Genomic DNA, 13,161 nt, shown 5'->3' on the forward strand with positions numbered 1-13,161 from the left:
CTGACAACCACCGACAACGGCGGGCGGTAGGGTGCCCGTGAGACGTGTGAGCAGTTGCGAATGGGCCCGGAAAAAACGGGCAATCCACAACGCTTCGAAACAAGCGCCTCCCGCAAGCTCCGGGCACCAAGGCCCAGTTGACCGGCGGCGCGGGCGGCACGGCACAACGTACACAGGATCTTTACGGGTGAATGCGTACGCGGCGGCGCCGTGCCCCCATCACCGACGAGGGGGAACAGCAGGTGAGCATGATGGCCTCCGCGCCGGCCGGCGCGACCGGCGGACCGGGCACTGGAGCCCCTTCCGGGGCGAACATGGGATTCGGCTTCTGCCGGGTCACCATCGTGGCCCCCGACAGCCGCATCGACGTGGCGCTGCCCGACGACGTGCCGGTCGCCGACCTGCACCCGGAGATCCTGCGCCTTTCCCAGCAGAGCCCCGACGAAGGCGCCCCCGTCGGCTATCACCTCGTACGCCGTGACGGGACCGTCCTCGACAGCGCCCGGTCCTTCGCGGCGCAGCGCATCCTCGATGGCGAACTGCTCACCCTGCGCCCGTTCTCCGAGTCGCTGCCGCCCGCCGTCTTCGACGACGTGTCCGAGGCGGTGGCCTCCGCCGTCACCAGTGACCGCTCTCTGTGGAACGGCGAGCTCACGCGCGCGGCCGGTCTCGTCGCGGGCGGCATCCTGCCCGCGCTGCTCGCCTTCGTGGCCTGGAGTTCCCAGATCCGGCACGACATGCACAGTCTCCAGGGCATCCTCGCCGCCGTCTCCGGAATCCTGCTGGCCATCATCGCGTGCGTGCGTACGCGTGTGTACGACGACCGGGGCTCCGCGGCCGCTCTGGGCCTGGGCGCACTGCCGAACGTCGCCGTGGCGGGCTCCGGACTGCTGCCGCTCTCCGAGGGGCAGGGCATTGGAAAGCTCCAGTTCCTGCTCGCCTGCGCGGCGGTCCTGGTCGTCTCCGTGGTGCTCACTCTGGTGTCGCCCAGCGGTGACGGCCCCTTCGTGGCGTTCGTCTTTGCCTCTGGGATCGGCCTGGTGACCACGTTCGTCGCGATCCTCGCCCACCTGAGGCCCATCGAGACGGCTGCCGTCTGCGCCCCGCTCTCCGTGTGCGCGCTCGCCTTCCTGCCGGGTCTGTCGATGCGCTTCGCGCGGCTGCCCATCGGTTTCGAACCGCCCAACCCCTCCCGTGGCGGTTACGCCGCGGGCGAGCCGGCCTCCCAGGACCCCGTCGACGCCGAGCGCGTCGCGGCCCAGGCCCGTCGCGGCCACGAACTGCTCGTGGGCCTGGTCGGTGGCTGCGCACTCGTCTCCGTGGGCGCGTCGATCGTCCTCGGCTTCTCCAGCAACGTATGGGCGCAGCTCCTCGCCCTGGCGACCGGCATCGCCATGCTGATGCGAGCCCACCTGTTCCGCTACACCGCGCAAGTCGCCGCCACTTTGGCCGCCGGCCTCGCGGCTCTCGTCTTCCTCGGTCTCGGGCTCGCGCTGAACCCGCCCCAGGGCTACTGGCGCGATGCCCTTCTGGGTGACACCACCGCCCTCGACATCCGCAGCGTCTGGCTCGTGGCGGCGGTCGGCGCGGCCACAGCCCTGGTCATCGCCATCGGTCTGATCACTCCGCGGCGCGGTCTCACCCCGTTCTGGGGGCGCTTCCTGGAGATCGCCGAGAGCTTCGTTCTGCTCACCCTGATCCCGCTGGCCCTCGCCGTCTTCGACGTATACGGGCAGGCGCGGGCGATGACCAGCTGACGACCGGACCACCAAGGGGGAGGGCGGCACGCACGGCGTGCAGCCCTCCCCCTTGGTGGTCCGGTCACCCCGCCGCAAGCCCCCCATTGCGCGGCCCCGGCTCCAGATCGAACTCCCCGTCCCGCGCCCCCAGCACAAAGGCCCGCCACTCCGCCTCCGTGTACCGCAGGACCGTGTCCGGGTCGAGGGAGGAGCGCATGGCCACCGCGCCCTCGGGCAGGTACGCGATCTCGACCCGCTCCTCGTGTTCCTCCGTGCCTGGCGCGCTGTGCCATTCGACGTCGGAGATGTCCAGGGCGTAGAGCTCGTCCTTCTCCCGCTCCTTGCGCGCCTTGACGTCGGCGTCCGTCTCCGCCGCGATGTCCTTGTCCGCTACGCCCGCTGCGTCCGTTGCCTCGGCCATGTTCAAGCGGCCCCTTCCCCACGTACGAATGACCTGTGCGGTCACCCTAGTGGCCGGGCCCGTGTCACCAGGAAGGTTCGGAGACCCGGACAGACGCATCCGGCCAGGCTGGTACGCTGTGTGACGGCCGTTTGTGTACGCACCCCCGGAGCCCATCGCTCTGGAGGCCGCGCCCAGCGGATCCCCGCCTCCCGAGTAACGGAAGCTCCCCTGAGATGTGGACCAGGGGCACTCGGTGGCACATCAAAGACTACGAGGAGTACGCGTGTCGCTCGACGCCGCTACGAAGAAGCAGCTCATCAGTGAGTTCGGCCAGAAGGAGGGCGACACCGGCTCCCCCGAGGTCCAGGTCGCCATGCTCTCGCGCCGCATCTCGGACCTGACCGAGCACCTCAAGACCCACAAGCACGACCACCACTCCCGTCGTGGTCTGCTGATCCTGGTCGGTCAGCGCCGCCGGCTGCTGCAGTACCTGGCCAAGAAGGACATCCAGCGCTTCCGTGCGCTGGTCGACCGCCTGGGCATCCGCCGCGGTGCGGCGGGCGCCAAGTAAGACGCCGTGAAGGGAGCGGTTCCCACCTCTTGGGAGCCGCTCCTTTTGCTGTACGTGCCGCTGCCGTGAGCATGGCCGTAGGCACTGCCGTACGTCTCTGTACGTGCGGAGTGTCACCGACGCTTTGTAGTGTGGTAGCACAACGCAATACGCAGGACACAGCACGTACGACACAGCGTGATGACTCCGTACCCGCCGGGTAGGGACCGTCACGTCAACGAACGAGGAGACGCGCACCGCACCGCCGCCGGTCCTCGGTAGTGGCCCCCGGGGGAATGAGATCCCGGGTGCTTCGATCGAAGACCGGCCCGCACCAGACGGAGCGCCTCTCCGCCACCGTCCCCCTGCCACACGGGCAGGACGGGACGAAGACGAGGAGAAAACGCTAGTGGAGAACGAGACCCACTACGCCGAGGCCGTTATCGACAACGGTTCCTTCGGCACCCGCACCATCCGCTTCGAGACGGGCCGCCTGGCCAAGCAGGCCGCCGGCTCCGCCGTGGCGTACCTGGACGACGACACCATGGTGCTGTCGGCCACCAGTGCTTCCAAGAAGCCCAAGGACAACCTCGACTTCTTCCCCCTCACGGTGGACGTCGAGGAGCGGATGTACGCCGCAGGCAAGATCCCCGGCAGCTTCTTCCGCCGCGAGGGTCGTCCCTCCGAGGACGCCGTCCTCACCTGTCGTCTGATCGACCGCCCGCTGCGCCCGTCCTTCAAGAAGGGCCTGCGCAACGAGATCCAGGTCGTCGCCACGATCATGGCTCTCAACCCCGACCACCTGTACGACGTCGTGGCGATCAACGCCGCCTCCGCGTCCACGCAGCTGGCCGGTCTGCCCTTCTCCGGCCCGGTCGGCGGCGTCCGCGTCGCGCTGATCAACGGCCAGTGGGTCGCGTTCCCGACGCACACCGAGCTCGAGGACGCCGTCTTCGACATGGTCGTCGCCGGTCGCGTCCTGGAGGACGGCGACGTCGCGATCATGATGGTCGAGGCCGAGGCCACCGAGAAGACCATCCAGCTGGTCAAGGGCGGCGCCGAGGCGCCGACCGAGGAGGTCGTCGCCTCCGGCCTCGACGCCGCGAAGCCCTTCATCAAGGTCCTGTGCAAGGCGCAGTCGGACCTCGCCGCGAAGGCCGCCAAGCCGACCGCCGAGTTCCCGATCTTCCTCGACTACGAGGACGACGTCCTCGAGGCCCTGACCGCCGCGGTCAAGAGCGAGCTCGCCCAGGCGCTCACCATCGCCGGCAAGCAGGACCGCGAGGCCGAGCTGGACCGCGTCAAGGAGATCGCCGCCGAGAAGCTGCTCCCGCAGTTCGAGGGTCGCGAGAAGGAGATCTCCGCCGCGTACCGCGCGCTGACCAAGAAGCTGGTCCGCGAGCGCGTCATCAAGGACAAGGTCCGCATCGACGGCCGCGGCGTCACGGACATCCGTACGCTCGCCGCCGAGGTCGAGGCCATCCCGCGCGTGCACGGCTCGGCGCTGTTCGAGCGTGGCGAGACCCAGATCCTGGGCGTCACCACCCTCAACATGCTCCGCATGGAGCAGCAGCTGGACACCCTCTCCCCGGTGACCCGCAAGCGCTACATGCACAACTACAACTTCCCGCCGTACTCCGTCGGTGAGACGGGCCGCGTGGGCTCCCCGAAGCGCCGCGAGATCGGCCACGGCGCCCTCGCCGAGCGCGCGCTCGTGCCGGTCCTGCCGACCCGCGAGGAGTTCCCCTACGCGATCCGTCAGGTGTCCGAGGCCCTCGGCTCCAACGGCTCGACCTCCATGGGCTCGGTCTGCGCCTCCACCATGTCGCTGCTGAACGCCGGTGTGCCGCTCAAGGCCCCCGTCGCCGGTATCGCCATGGGTCTGATCTCCCAGGAGATCGACGGCCAGACGCACTACGTCGCCCTCACCGACATCCTCGGTGCGGAGGACGCCTTCGGCGACATGGACTTCAAGGTCGCCGGCACCAAGGAGTTCGTGACCGCCCTCCAGCTCGACACCAAGCTGGACGGCATCCCGGCCTCCGTCCTGGCCGCGGCCCTCAAGCAGGCCCGCGACGCCCGCCTCCACATCCTCGACGTGATGATGGAAGCGATCGACACGCCGGACGAGATGTCCCCGAACGCCCCGCGGATCATCACCGTCAAGATCCCCGTGGACAAGATCGGTGAGGTCATCGGCCCCAAGGGCAAGATGATCAACCAGATCCAGGAGGACACCGGCGCCGAGATCACGATCGAGGACGACGGCACCATCTACATCGGTGCCGCCGACGGCCCGGCCGCCGAGGCCGCCCGCGCCACGATCAACGGCATCGCCAACCCGACCATGCCGGAGGTCGGCGAGCGCTACCTGGGCACCGTCGTGAAGACGACGACCTTCGGTGCGTTCGTGTCGCTGCTCCCGGGCAAGGACGGTCTGCTGCACATCTCGCAGATCCGCAAGCTCGCCGGCGGCAAGCGCGTGGAGAACGTCGAGGACGTCCTCGGTGTGGGCCAGAAGGTCCAGGTCGAGATCGCCGAGATCGACTCCCGCGGCAAGCTCTCCCTGATCCCCGTGATCGAGGGCGAAGGCGACGACGACAAGAAGGACGACACCGACCAGTGACGTCTCGTAGCTCCACGGCGACGGCCCGCACCTCTTCGGAGGCGCGGGCCGTTGCCCGTACCCAAACCCTCATCAAGGGCGAGAACGGCATCGGTACGGTCCGTAAGACCACCCTCCCCGGCGGCCTGCGCATCGTCACCGAGACCCTCCCCTCCGTACGCTCGGCCACCTTCGGGATCTGGGCGCACGTCGGCTCCCGCGACGAGACGCCGACGCTGAACGGCGCCACGCACTACCTGGAGCACCTGCTCTTCAAGGGCACCTCCCGGCGCAGCGCCCTGGACATCTCCTCCGCCATCGACGCGGTCGGCGGCGAGATGAACGCGTTCACGGCCAAGGAGTACACGTGCTACTACGCGCGTGTGCTCGACACCGACCTCCCGCTGGCCATCGACGTCGTGTGCGACATGCTCACCGGCTCGCTGATCGAGCAGGGCGACGTGGACGCCGAGCGCGGCGTGATCCTCGAAGAGATCGCGATGACCGAGGACGACCCGGGCGACTGCGTGCACGACCTGTTCGCGCACACCATGCTCGGCGACACCCCCCTCGGCCGCCCGGTCCTCGGCACGGTCGACACGGTCAACGCCCTCGGCGCCGACCGCATCCGCCGCTTCTACAAGAAGCACTACGACCCGACGCACCTCGTGGTCGCCTGCGCGGGCAACGTCGACCACAACAAGGTCGTACGCCAGGTCCGCGCCGCCTTCGAGAAGGCCGGCGCCCTCAACGAGAGCGCCGTCGAGCCGATCGCCCCGCGCGACGGTCGCCGCGCCATCCGCACCGCGGGCCGCGTCGAACTCCTCGGCCGCAAGACCGAGCAGGCCCATGTCGTCCTCGGCATGCCAGGCCTCGCCCGCACCGACGAGCGCCGCTGGGCCCTGGGCGTCCTGAACACCGCCCTGGGCGGTGGCATGTCCTCCCGTCTCTTCCAGGAGGTCCGCGAGAAGCGCGGCCTGGCCTACAGCGTGTACTCGTACACCTCGGGCTTCGCCGACTGCGGCCTCTTCGGCGTGTACGCGGGCTGCAGGCTGAGCCAGGTCCACGACGTGCTCAAGATCTGCCGCGACGAGCTCGACCAGGTCGCCGAGCACGGCCTCTCGGACGACGAGATCGGCCGCGCCATCGGCCAGCTCCAGGGCTCCACCGTCCTCGGCCTGGAGGACACCGGCGCGCTGATGAACCGTATCGGCAAGAGCGAGCTGTGCTGGGGCGAGCAGATGTCCGTCGACGACATGCTGGTCCGGATAGCGTCGGTCACCCCGGACGAGGTCCGTTCGGTCGCCCGCGACATCCTGGGACAGCGGCCCTCGCTGTCGGTCATCGGCCCGCTCAAGGACAAGCAGGCCTCCCGTCTGCACGACGCGGTCGCGTAATTCCCGTCTCGGTAAGGAACGAAGCAATGAGCAAGCTGCGCGTGGCGGTCCTCGGTGCCAAGGGCCGGATCGGGGCCGAGGCGGTACGAGCCGTCGAGGCCGCCGAGGACCTGGAGCTGGTGGCCGCCCTGAGCCGCGGCGACGAGCTGGAGGCACTGGTCGCCACCGGCACCCAGGTCGTGGTCGAACTGACGACCCCGGCCTCGGTGATGGGCAACCTCGACTTCTGCGTGCGGCACGGCATCCACGCCGTGGTCGGCACGACCGGCTGGACCGACGAGCGCCTCGCGCAGCTCAACACCTCGCTGGCCGCGTCCCCGGAGACGGGCGTGCTCATCGCGCCCAACTTCTCCATCGGGGCCGTACTGACCATGAAGTTCGCCGAGGTCGCCGCGCCGTACTTCGAGTCCGTCGAGGTCGTCGAGCTGCACCACCCGAACAAGGTGGACGCCCCCAGCGGCACCGCCACCCGCACCGCCCAGCTCATCGCCGCGGCCCGGGCGCGCGCGGGCAGCGCCCCGCAGCCCGACGCCACGGCGACGGCCCTGGACGGTGCCCGCGGCGCGAACGTCGACGGCGTCCCGGTGCACGCGGTCCGCCTGCGCGGGCTCCTCGCCCACCAGGAGGTCCTGCTCGGTGGCGAGGGCGAGACCCTCACCATCCGCCACGACTCCCTCCACCACAGCAGCTTCATGCCGGGCATCCTGCTCGGCGTCCGCCGTGTGGTGACCACCCCGGGCCTCACCTTCGGCCTGGAACACTTCCTGGACCTCGGCTGAGCCGAGGGACGCACAACAGATAGCCGGCAGACATGCGTGCGAAGATCACCTACGCCGTCACGGCAGCCGTCCTGGTCGTCTATTTCGTCCTGGTCGGCAGCCGAGGCGTGCTGCTCATCCAGAACGGCACCCTGATCACCGTCACCTTCGGTGTCGCGGTGCTGATCCTGCCGGTCATCGGCATCTGGTTCCTGTGGAAGAACACCCAGTTCGTCCGCAAGGCCAACCGGCTCGCCGCCGAGCTCGACGCCGAGGGCGGCCTGCCCGTGGACGAGTTGAGGCGCACCCCGGGCGGCCGTATCGACCGTGACTCGGCCGACGAGGTCTTCGCCAGGCGCAAGACCGAGACCGAGGACGCCCCGGACGACTGGCGCAGCTGGTTCCGTCTCGCGGTCGCCTACCACGACGCCCGCGACACCCCGCGCGCCCGCAAGGCGATGCAGCGGGCGATCGCCCTGCGCGAGGGCAGGCCCCCCGCCGAGGCCTGAGAGCCGCGGCGCACACGAGAAGTGCGACGAGCGGCACGGCGGAGAAGGACGTCGAAGGGGCCGGCCCGCGGAGTGCGGACCGGCCCCTTCGCCCTGCTACGAGATGCCCTGCTTCGACGCCCGGCCACGGAACCCCGCCATGACCGCCGGGGCTCAATCCCGCCGGTACTCGTCGGCCCACACCTCGACGGCGTCCGCCGCCCGGTCGAAGGCCTCCGTGCGCGCCAGGAAGTCGGAGTTGTGCGAGGTGAGCAGCGGCGGCAGGCTGTCCGCCGCCCGCCCCTTGCGTACGAGGATCAGCGCCTGTCCCTGCACGGTGCGCGGCAGCCCGAGCCAGCGCACCGGCTGCTGGACGGTGCGTACGGCGACGACCTGCTCCCAGGACGCCGTACTCGTGTTCAGGAAGCCCACGCGGCGCAGCCCTCGTGCACTCACCCAGACGCCCATCCGCAGCAGCCGCAACGCGCACAGGATGACGAGCAGGGAGCCACCGAAGCAGAGCAGGGCGGCGGAGGGGCTCCCCGTGAGCGCGACGAGCACGGCCGCGACAAGCACGTAGGAGGCGAGCAGCAGCACGAGCGCGGCGAGGGCCACCCGCCACGGCCCGGGCCGGTAGGGGCGCCGCCAGCGGCCGCGGTCGTCGAAGGGCAGGGCGAGTTCGTCCGCCACCTCGTCAAAGTCACGGTCCGCCGTCAGGAAGGGCAGGGGCACGACTGATCCTCACTCAATCCACGCATGGGCTGTGCCCGGTGAGGCTATCGAGCGGGGTCCCCGCTCACCACCCTTGGGGGGCCATGGGGGTGCCCCCACGCCCTGTGGGCAGCGGGGGAGGGTCAGCGGCCGTTGGAGGCTTCGGAATGCTGGGTCGTCGTCGACGACTGGTCGAGCGACAGGGCCGGCATCCCGATGATCAGCGCGCCCACCAGTCCGGCGACCACGGTGAGGCCCAGCAGCGAGCGGCCGAATATCTCGCCGGCCGACGAGCGTCGGCGGGGTGGGGGAGCGACATTGCTGCGGAACTGGTCGGCTTCTGCGATGAAGGCGAACGGTACGGGCTCGCGCCGACGGAACATGGGGGTTGCTTCTCCTCTGGAGGCTCGAACGGATCACTGTCACCCATACAAACGGATCACTGTCACCCATACAGACGAGCGAAAGCCCCAAGAGGTGCCCGGAATCACCGAATTCGCTGAAGTTCGCCGACGAATGTCGCGGCACGGCACCGAACGCCCCGTTGTCAGTGGCGGCCCGTAGAGTGGGCGCCGCCCGAGAGATGTGATGGGAAGGACCCTGCGCACCGTGACCGACACCCCCGCCGACGACCTCAAGCCCAGTTTCCGCAGCGATGTCACCGTCGAGCTGGTCAAGCACACCGCGTCCGACTCGGACGTGCTGTTCGCCGCCCGCGTCTCGACCCTCGGTGAGCAGTCCCTCGACGAGCTTCAGAAGGACCCGGAGCGCTCCAAGGGCCTGCTGAACTACCTGATGCGGGACCGGCACGGCAGCCCGTTCGAGCACAACTCGATGACCTTCTTCATCAGCGCCCCGATCTTCGTCTTCCGCGAGTTCATGCGGCACCGTGTGGGCTGGTCGTACAACGAGGAATCGGGCAGGTACAGGGAGCTCGAGCCGGTCTTCTACGTCCCGGACGAGTCCCGCAAGCTGGTCCAGGAGGGCCGCCCCGGCAAGTACGTCTTCGTCGAGGGCACCCAGGCCCAGCAGGAGCTCACGGGCCGTGTGATGGAGGACTCCTACCGACAGGCGTACGAGGCGTACCAGGAGATGCTGGCCGCAGGTGTGGCCCGCGAGGTGGCCCGTGCCGTCCTCCCCGTCGGCCTCTTCTCCTCGATGTACGCCACCTGCAACGCACGCTCCCTGATGCACTTCCTCGGGCTGCGCACCCAGCACGAGCTCGCCAAGGTCCCGTCCTTCCCGCAGCGGGAGATCGAGATGGTCGGCGAGAAGATGGAGGCGGAGTGGGCCAAGCTCATGCCGCTCACCTACGCAGCCTTCAATGCCAACGGGCGCGTGGCGCCGTAACGCGCTCCCGCGCGCCGTTCGGCACAGATGTGCGGATCAACCGAGCGAGGTGTCCGTATTGCGGCATTTCGAGAAGTTCATCTAGCCTGATCAAACGGACCCGGCACTGCTTGAACCCCCGAGCAGGCAGTGCCGGGCTCCGCATTTGTCGCGCTTTGTCGTGTCCCCCGAGGGCAGACCACGCCTTGAGCAGCGAGTAGCGTGTTACCCATGGCTCCGACCTCCACTCCGCAGACCCCCTTCGGGCGGGTCCTCACCGCCATGGTCACGCCCTTCACGGCGGACGGCGCACTCGACCTCGACGGCGCACAGCGGCTCGCCACCCACCTGGTGGACGCAGGCAACGACGGCCTGATCATCAACGGCACCACCGGTGAGTCACCGACCACCAGTGACGTGGAGAAATCGGATCTCGTACGAGCCGTACTCGAGGCGGTCGGCGACCGCGCCCACATCGTCGCGGGCGTCGGAACGAACGACACCCACCACAGCATCGAGCTCGCCCGCGCCGCCGAAAAGGCCGGCGCGCACGGCCTGCTGACCGTGACGCCGTACTACAACAAGCCCCCACAGGAGGGCCTGTACCGTCACTTCTCAGCCATCGCCGACGCGACCGAGCTGCCGGTGATGCTGTACGACATCCCCGGCCGCAGCGGCGTACCGATCAGCACCGAAACCCTCGTGCGATTGGCCGAGCACCCGCGTATCGTCGCGAACAAGGACGCCAAGGGGGACCTCGGCCGAGCCAGCTGGGCCATCGCCCGCTCCGGACTCGCCTGGTACTCCGGCGACGACATGCTGAACCTGCCGCTGCTCTCCGTGGGCGCGGTCGGCTTCGTCTCCGTCGTGGGCCACGTCGTCACCCCGGAGCTGCGCGCCATGCTGGACGCGTACGTCTCGGGCGACGTACAGAAGGCCACCGAGATCCACCAGAAGCTGCTCCCCGTCTTCACCGGCATGTTCCGCACCCAGGGCGTCATGACGACCAAGGCCGCGCTCGCCCTTCAGGGCCTGCCCGCCGGACCGCTGCGCGCCCCGATGGTCGAGCTGTCGCCCGAGGAGACCGCCCAGCTCAAGATCGATCTTGCTGCCGGCGGGGTAGAACTCTAAATACAGACTTCACAACTGAATATGCACGACAACGCAGGCCAGGGGCCTGCACCCCACACAGACAACTGCTACTGCACGAACGTCATGCGCGCCACGTGCCTTGCCAGGTACGTGGCGCGTGTGGTGAGGAGAGTCTTTTGAGTCATCCGCATCCTGAACTTGGCCCGCCGCCGAAGCTCCCCCAGGGAGGCCTGCGGGTCACCCCGCTAGGTGGCCTTGGCGAAATCGGCCGGAACATGACGGTCTTCGAGTACGACGGCCGACTGCTGATCGTCGACTGCGGAGTGCTCTTCCCGGAGGAGGAGCAGCCCGGAATCGACCTGATCCTGCCGGACTTCACGTCCATCAGGGACCGCCTCGACGACATCGAGGGCATCGTCCTCACCCATGGCCACGAGGACCACATCGGCGCTGTCCCGTTTCTCCTGCGCGAGAAGCCGGACATCCCGCTGATCGGCTCCAAGCTGACCCTCGCCCTCATCGAGGCGAAGCTCCAGGAGCACCGCATCCGCCCGTACACCCTCGAAGTCGCGGAGGGCCACCGCGAGCGCATCGGCCCCTTCGACTGCGAGTTCGTGGCGGTCAACCACTCCATCCCGGACGCCCTCGCGGTCGCCATCCGCACCCCCGCGGGCATGGTCGTCCACACCGGCGACTTCAAGATGGACCAGCTCCCGCTGGACAACCGCCTCACCGACCTGCACGCGTTCGCACGTCTGAGCGAGGAAGGCATCGACCTTCTTCTCTCCGACTCCACGAACGCCGAGGTCCCGGGCTTCGTCCCGCCCGAGCGCGACATCTCGAACGCGCTGCGCACGGTCTTCGCCAGCGCCCGCAAGCGGATCATCGTGGCGAGCTTCGCGAGCCACGTTCACCGCATCCAGCAGATCCTGGACGCGGCCCACGAGTACGGCCGCCGGGTCGCCTTCGTCGGCCGCTCGATGGTCCGCAACATGGGCATCGCACGCGACCTGGGCTATCTGAAGGTCCCGCCGGGCCTCGTAGTGGACGTCAAGACGCTCGACGACCTCCCGGACCACGAGATCGTCCTCGTGTGCACGGGCTCGCAGGGCGAGCCGATGGCGGCCCTGTCGAGGATGGCCAACCGGGATCACCAGATCCGGATCGTCCAGGGCGACACGGTGATCCTGGCCTCGTCGCTCATCCCGGGCAACGAGAACGCGGTCTACCGCGTCATCAACGGCCTCACCCGCTGGGGCGCCAACGTCGTCCACAAGGGCAACGCCAAGGTGCACGTCTCCGGCCACGCCTCCGCGGGCGAGCTGCTGTACTTCTACAACATCTGCAAGCCGCGGAACCTGATGCCGGTTCACGGCGAATGGCGCCACCTGCGCGCCAACGCCGAGCTCGGCGCCCTCACCGGCGTCCCGCACGACCGCATCGTGATCGCCGAGGACGGAATCGTCGTCGATCTCATCGAGGGCAAGGCGAAGATCTCCGGCAAGGTCCAGGCGGGTTACGTGTACGTCGACGGCCTCTCGGTCGGTGACGTGGGCGAGCCGGCGCTCAAGGACCGCAAGATCCTCGGTGACGAGGGCATCATCTCGGTCTTCGTGGTGATCGACTCGACTACGGGCAAGATCACCGCCGGCCCGCACGTCCACGCGCGCGGTTCGGGCATCGACGATTCCGCCTTCGCGGACGTCATCCCGAAGGTCACGGAGGTCCTGGAGCGCTCGGCCCAGGACGGCGTGGTCGAGCCCCACCAGATGCAGCAACTCATCCGCCGCACGCTGGGCAAGTGGGTCTCGGACAACTACCGCCGTCGCCCGATGATCCTGCCGGTCGTCGTCGAGGTCTGACCGCTCGCACGCGCCAACTCCGGAGCGGGGCCCCTCGATTTGCATCGGGGCGCCCCGCTCCAGTACGTTTACGGCTCCGCCTGAACGGGAACCCGGTACGACCGTGTGCCAGGAGCCACCCCGAGCGGGACGGAAATTCCGACTCAGAATCTCTGATAAAGTCGGGACCGCCGGAAAGGGAAACGCGAAAGCGGAAACCTGGAAAGCGCCGAGGAAATCGGATCGCG

General features: G+C 68.9%; 12 protein-coding genes. 9 read left to right on the top strand and 3 right to left on the bottom strand.

The window, feature by feature from the left end; all coding sequences use genetic code 11:
• Positions 1-248 precede the first annotated feature (248 nt).
• The gene (gene eccD / locus AQJ27_RS21950; RefSeq protein ID WP_067371411.1) at positions 249-1,757 is read left to right on the top strand and encodes a type VII secretion integral membrane protein EccD; all 1,509 of its coding nucleotides are present in this window, start codon (positions 249-251) and stop codon (positions 1,755-1,757) included.
• Positions 1,758-1,821: 64 nt separating this feature from the next.
• Here eccD and AQJ27_RS21955 read toward each other — a convergent pair whose 3' ends face one another.
• A complete protein-coding gene (locus AQJ27_RS21955) occupies positions 1,822-2,160 on the bottom strand; it encodes a DUF397 domain-containing protein (RefSeq protein ID WP_067371299.1) in 339 nt (112 codons plus the stop codon).
• Between the two features lie 265 nt (positions 2,161-2,425).
• On the opposite strand from AQJ27_RS21955, the gene rpsO reads away from it, so the two are divergent.
• The 5 genes from rpsO (at position 2,426) to AQJ27_RS21980 (ending at position 7,961) form a co-directional block, all read left to right on the top strand.
• A complete protein-coding gene (gene rpsO / locus AQJ27_RS21960) occupies positions 2,426-2,713 on the top strand; it encodes a 30S ribosomal protein S15 (protein WP_019064787.1) in 288 nt (95 codons plus the stop codon).
• A gap of 388 nt (positions 2,714-3,101) precedes the next feature.
• Positions 3,102-5,318 (top strand): polyribonucleotide nucleotidyltransferase, encoded by a 2,217-nt coding sequence (locus AQJ27_RS21965; protein ID WP_067371302.1) that lies wholly within the window; start codon positions 3,102-3,104, stop codon positions 5,316-5,318.
• Complete coding sequence (locus tag AQJ27_RS21970; RefSeq protein WP_067371305.1) at positions 5,315-6,694, top strand: M16 family metallopeptidase; 1,380 nt, start codon at positions 5,315-5,317, stop codon at positions 6,692-6,694. The genes AQJ27_RS21965 and AQJ27_RS21970 overlap by 4 nt, the downstream gene beginning before the upstream one ends.
• A gap of 26 nt (positions 6,695-6,720) precedes the next feature.
• A complete protein-coding gene (dapB, locus tag AQJ27_RS21975) occupies positions 6,721-7,473 on the top strand; it encodes a 4-hydroxy-tetrahydrodipicolinate reductase (RefSeq protein ID WP_067371307.1) in 753 nt (250 codons plus the stop codon).
• 32 nt (positions 7,474-7,505) lie between these two features.
• Positions 7,506-7,961 carry a tetratricopeptide repeat protein gene (locus tag AQJ27_RS21980; RefSeq protein WP_067371309.1) on the top strand — a complete coding sequence of 152 codons (456 nt, stop codon included), beginning with the start codon at positions 7,506-7,508 and terminating at the stop codon, positions 7,959-7,961.
• A 153-nt stretch (positions 7,962-8,114) separates the two neighbouring features.
• On the opposite strand, the gene AQJ27_RS21985 is transcribed toward AQJ27_RS21980, so the two are convergent.
• Together AQJ27_RS21985 and AQJ27_RS21990 are read right to left on the bottom strand one after the other, a co-directional pair.
• Positions 8,115-8,672, bottom strand: a complete 558-nt coding sequence (locus AQJ27_RS21985) for a hypothetical protein (protein ID WP_067371311.1) — start codon at positions 8,670-8,672, stop codon at positions 8,115-8,117.
• A 122-nt stretch (positions 8,673-8,794) separates the two neighbouring features.
• Positions 8,795-9,034, bottom strand: coding sequence for a hypothetical protein (locus AQJ27_RS21990; RefSeq protein WP_067371312.1), 240 nt, complete (start codon positions 9,032-9,034; stop codon positions 8,795-8,797).
• A 226-nt stretch (positions 9,035-9,260) separates the two neighbouring features.
• Here AQJ27_RS21990 and thyX point away from each other — a divergent pair, with 226 nt between their 5' ends.
• The 3 genes from thyX to AQJ27_RS22005 all read left to right on the top strand — a co-directional run bounded on the left by thyX (position 9,261) and on the right by AQJ27_RS22005 (position 12,934).
• On the top strand, positions 9,261-10,001 hold the full coding sequence (thyX, locus tag AQJ27_RS21995; protein ID WP_067371413.1) for an FAD-dependent thymidylate synthase: 741 nt from the start codon (positions 9,261-9,263) through the stop codon (positions 9,999-10,001).
• Positions 10,002-10,211: 210 nt separating this feature from the next.
• Positions 10,212-11,111, top strand: coding sequence for a 4-hydroxy-tetrahydrodipicolinate synthase (dapA, locus tag AQJ27_RS22000; RefSeq protein WP_067371314.1), 900 nt, complete (start codon positions 10,212-10,214; stop codon positions 11,109-11,111).
• A 137-nt stretch (positions 11,112-11,248) separates the two neighbouring features.
• The gene (locus tag AQJ27_RS22005; protein WP_067371316.1) at positions 11,249-12,934 is read left to right on the top strand and encodes a ribonuclease J; all 1,686 of its coding nucleotides are present in this window, start codon (positions 11,249-11,251) and stop codon (positions 12,932-12,934) included.
• Positions 12,935-13,161: the final 227 nt, after the last annotated feature.

The organism is Streptomyces olivochromogenes (assembly GCF_001514115.1).
GTDB lineage: Bacteria > Actinomycetota > Actinomycetes > Streptomycetales > Streptomycetaceae > Streptomyces > Streptomyces olivochromogenes.